Source organism: Pseudonocardia sp. (assembly GCF_025965585.1).
Classification (GTDB): Bacteria; Actinomycetota; Actinomycetes; order Mycobacteriales; family Pseudonocardiaceae; genus Pseudonocardia.
This window is the reverse complement of sequence record NZ_JAOPWR010000158.1, coordinates 1-4,337: the sequence shown is the minus strand read 5'-3', so window position 1 is coordinate 4,337 and position 4,337 is coordinate 1. Positions and strand designations below refer to the sequence as shown.

Annotated in this window: 4 protein-coding genes; all 4 read left to right on the top strand. The window is 70.4% G+C overall.

What is annotated here, in order from left to right; genetic code table 11:
• Positions 1 to 259 precede the first annotated feature (259 nt).
• The gene (locus JWR81_RS09970; RefSeq protein ID WP_297649737.1) at positions 260 to 862 is read left to right on the top strand and encodes a DUF1326 domain-containing protein; all 603 of its coding nucleotides are present in this window, start codon (positions 260 to 262) and stop codon (positions 860 to 862) included.
• On the top strand, positions 863 to 1,678 hold the full coding sequence (locus tag JWR81_RS09965; RefSeq protein ID WP_297649735.1) for a DUF2182 domain-containing protein: 816 nt from the start codon (positions 863 to 865) through the stop codon (positions 1,676 to 1,678).
• Between the two features lie 234 nt (positions 1,679 to 1,912).
• Positions 1,913 to 3,358: a YdiU family protein gene (locus JWR81_RS09960; RefSeq protein ID WP_297649733.1), complete on the top strand. Its 1,446-nt coding sequence runs from the start codon at positions 1,913 to 1,915 to the stop codon at positions 3,356 to 3,358.
• Positions 3,359 to 4,131: 773 nt separating this feature from the next.
• A partial coding sequence (locus tag JWR81_RS09955; RefSeq protein WP_297649731.1) for a hypothetical protein occupies positions 4,132 to 4,337 on the top strand: 206 nt, incomplete at its 3' end.

Sequence of the window (4,337 nt, the reverse complement as noted above, 5' to 3'; positions counted from 1 at the left end):
ATCCTCGCCTACGACAGACAGTCTGCGACACGCGGGAGCAGCACCCGACGCTCGGCAAGCACGGTGGGTGCGAAGACCCGCGCTCGCGCTGGCCAGACTCGCCGCCGACAGCACCCTGTGACCCGCGGCCCACCTGATCGCGAATGGCCGCTCCTGGTCGAGAGCCACAGCGGCGGCAGGTTGCTCCTGGCCTTGCCCGCCCTTGACCAGGCGGCGTCTCGGGGAGGACTCTGCTTCTCCTCCGCTGAGAGGAGCCCCCATGGCTTGGTCTATCCGCGGTCGCTACTTCGAGAACTGCTCGTGTGACATGCCCTGCCCATGCACGGTGTCGCTCGATGCCGGGGCCGACACCGAGCGCTGCCACGCGGTGCTCATTTTCCACGTGGACACCGGTCAGGTCGACGACGTCGATGTCAGTGACCTGACCGTGGTGGCCGTGGCAGATAGCCCGCAAGTCATGACGGACGGCGACTGGAAACTCGGCCTCGTGGTGGACGACCGGGCCTCCGACGAGCAACTGCAGAAGCTGGGCGCGGTCTTCGGCGGCCAACGGGGAGGCCCGATGGAGGCGCTAGCCCCGCTGGTGGGCGAGATGCTCGGCGTCGAACGCATGCGCATCGACGTCACCGAGAACAACGGGAACCACAGGCTGAGAGCCGGGGACTCGCTCGAGGTCGAGGTAGACGACGTCGTGCCGTTCGGCGTGGAGACCGGCCGACCGGCCCGCCTCGTCGACGTCTTCCACCCGGCCAGCAGCGATCTCGCCGTGGCAAAGGGCCGCTCGCGCGTAGGAGTCCTCGGACTCGAATGGTCCCAGGAAGGCACATCCGGCTTCTCCGCACCGTTCGCCTGGTCCGGCTGAATGACCACCGCTCACGTCCGCTCGACGTCGGGCCGGCTGCCGACGATCGGCCTGCTGCTGGCCCTTGCCGCCATCTGCTGGGCCGTGGTTGTGCCGCGGATGGGAAGCAACGACTCCGCCATGGGGGACGAGCTCGGCACCCTCGGCTTCTTCATCGGCACGTGGACCCTGATGATGGCCGCGATGATGTTCCCCTCGGTCTGGCCGACGGTGATCGTGTTCCGGCGGTTGCAGGCAGCACGGCGCCGACGTGGGGAAGACACCGCGTCGACAGGCTCGGCGTTGCTCGTGGCCGGCTACCTGGGCGCATGGGCTGTCGCCGGACTGGTCGGGTTCGCCGTGGTCAAGGGCGGCCGTGCCCTCGAGATCGACGCCTTGAGCTGGGACCGGGGCGGGCCGCTCCTGGCGGGCGCTGTGATCGTCGCCGCCGCGGCCTACCAACTCACCCCGCTCAAGAACGTCTGCCTGCGCCATTGCCGCGGCCCGTTCGGCTTTCTGCTCGAGCACTGGCGTCCGGGGGCACTGGGCGCGGTCCGGATGGGAGTCCGCCACGGCCTGTGGTGCATCGGCTGCTGCTGGGCGTTGATGGCGGCCCTGTTCGCCCTCGGCATCATGAGCATCGGGTGGATGGCCGTGATCACCGTGTTCATCGCGGCCGAGAAGCTGCTGCCCTGGCGCCGAACCGCGACCGCCCTCGTCACCGTCGCGCTGCTGGTGCTCGGCCTCGCGGTGGCCTTCGCTCCCGAGCGGGTGCCCGGGTTGATGCACATGGACGCGGGCATGCCGGGCAGCGCCCCGGCGGAGATGGCGCCATGAACAGTGCAGGTCCACGACGCGCCTGAGTCCGCGCCCGAGCTCAGCTCCCCCGCGCATCTCCGACCACGCAGCGGGAGCCGGCGACAAGAGCCAGTGACCAGGATCGTTGTGGGGCGGGTGGGGTTCGAACCTCAAGCGCCGCCGAGCCCGGCACCGGACGCCCACCTCCTCGGTCCCTCTGCCGAGGTCGTCCGTCGTGGCGCCGCCGAGTAGGTGCGGACGTAGCCTCGGGGCATGACCGTCGCACGGACATGGTTCGAGTTCGACAACTCCTACGCTCGCGAGCTGCCGAGCCTGTCGGTGCCGTGGACGGCCGCGCCGGCGCCTGCGCCGGAACTGCTTGTGCTCAACGAGGAGCTGGCCGCAGAACTGGGTATCGACGCCGCGGTGCTGCGGGAGCCGACGGGGGTGTCGGCGCTGGTCGGTCACGGGCTCCCGGACGGGGTGACGCCGGTCGCGCAGGCCTACGCCGGTCACCAATTCGGCGGGTACCAGCCGCGCCTCGGTGACGGTCGGGCGCTGCTGCTCGGCGAGGTCGTCGACGTGGCGGGCCGCCGACGCGACGTGCACCTGAAGGGATCGGGACGCACACCGTTCGCCCGCGGGGGTGACGGCAAGGCCGCGGTCGGCCCGATGCTGCGGGAGTACCTGATCGCCGAGGCCATGCACGGCCTCGGGATCCCGACGACGCGGGCGCTCTCGGTCGTCGCCACGGGCGAGCAGGTGCAGCGGGAGTGGGGGCCGCTGCGGGGCGCGGTGCTCTGCCGCGTCGCCGCGAGTCACCTGCGCGTCGGCACGTTCCAGTACGCCGCCGCGTCGGGCGACCGGGACGTGCTGCGAGCGCTCGCCGACCACGCCATCGCCCGCCACCACCCGGAAGCCGCTGCCGCCGCCGACCCGTACCTCGAGCTGTACCGCCGCGTGGTCCACGCCCAAGCCGGGCTTGTGGCCCGGTGGATGCTCGTCGGCTTCGTCCACGGCGTGATGAACACCGACAACACGACGATCTCCGGTGAGACCATCGACTACGGACCCTGCGCGTTCATGGACGCCTACGATCCGGCCACGGTGTTCAGCTCCATCGACCACGGCGGCCGCTACGCCTTCGGCAACCAGCCCGCGGTCGCGCAGTGGAACCTCGCGCGCCTCGCCGAGGCGCTGTTGCCCCTGATCGACGGGAACGGCGACGCCGCGGTGGAGGCCGCGACGGCGGTGCTGGGCGAGTTCGCCGACTCCTACCAGCGGCACTGGGCCGAGGGCATGGCCGCGAAGCTCGGGCTCACCGCCCCGGACCCGGTGCTGGTGACGGACCTGCTGGAGCTGATGCGGGCGCAACGCGTCGACTTCACCTCGTTCTTCCGTGCGCTCTCGGCCGAGAGCGCACGGTCGCTGTTCACCGAGCCGGAGCCGTTCGACGCCTGGGCGGCGCGCCGCGAGGCGCTGCTGCCCGCGGATCGCCCCGGGGTGGCGGCGGCGATGAACCGGGTCAACCCCGTCTACATCCCGCGCAACCACCACGTGGAGGACGCGCTCGCGACGGCGGCTGCGGGAGACATGGCCCCGCTCCGTCGGCTGCTCGACGTCGTCTCCAAGCCCTACCAGGAGCGACCCGGCCTGGAGGACCACGCCGGGCCGGCCCCAGTGGGCCGCGCCCCACACGTCACGTACTGCGGCACCTGAGGCTCACCACGCTCAACCCACCGGGGTCGCATCATCGACGAGCTGTTCGCCTAGACCACGTATGACCAGCAACGAAGACCACGCGGTCAGCTCACGACGGAACGGGCGAACCTGGAGCGGGTGATCTGAGCCGGCGCACCGGGTCCGCGGCCTGATCCGCGCTCAGCCGGGTCGCCGCGCAACCGCGTCGCCAACGCCACACCCAGTCCGCCCGCCTCCTCGATCGCCCAGCTCGACCCCGACCGATGCGCGGCGAACCACCGCAACCCCCGATAGCCCTGCCGGTTGGCCTCAACCGGATCGAAGTCTGCTGCACGGGATCACTCATGATCCGCCGTCCCGATGGTCACCTCGATCCACCGCTGCTACTCGGATGGTCGTCGAGGTCTGGTGCTCGCATCCGAAGATCGCGGGCGCCCACGGTGGGGCGACGGTTCGACCCCAGCATTCAGATCTTGACGACAGAGTCTGAAGGATGCAGACTGACCGACGTTGTTGAGGTGCAGGTCACAGTCGTCGCCGAGGCCTGAGCCAGAAGGGACGAGCAGATGCGCCGACGTTGATGGCGCAAAGCGGGGATCACCTGATGTCCACCGGATCGCGTGTCCGGCACGAGGACGGATCGGCCACCAGCCGGAGCCGAAAGTTCCTGCTGCGCTCTCGCTCGAGCTCATGACATTCCGGGTTCCAGCTACTCCGGACGTGGGTGTGCGCCGCCCTCGCACGGCCGATGAACCGCTTCTACCCCCGTTTCCGACGTCTTGGAGGCTTGCATGGCCCACGAACCACAAACCTTGCTCGAGGTCGCTCCGTTCACCGGTGCCGGAATGTCGCGGCGGGGGTTCATGGGCATCATGACCGCGGTCGGGACACTGGCGGGAGCGTCGGCGCTCGCGGCGTGCTCGCCCGGCGGTGGCTCGACGACGGGCCAGTCGGCGGCCCCGGCCTCCCTCGGACCCCGTCCGGCTTCACTGAAGTT

Excerpts from the sequence above, each read along its gene's own strand:
- JWR81_RS09970 (WP_297649737.1), top strand. The coding sequence starts at position 260 with ATGGCTTGGTCTATCCGCGGTCGCTACTTCGAGAACTGCTCGTGTGAC.
- JWR81_RS09965 (WP_297649735.1), top strand. The coding sequence starts at position 863 with ATGACCACCGCTCACGTCCGCTCGACGTCGGGCCGGCTGCCGACGATC.
- JWR81_RS09960 (WP_297649733.1), top strand. The coding sequence starts at position 1,913 with ATGACCGTCGCACGGACATGGTTCGAGTTCGACAACTCCTACGCTCGC.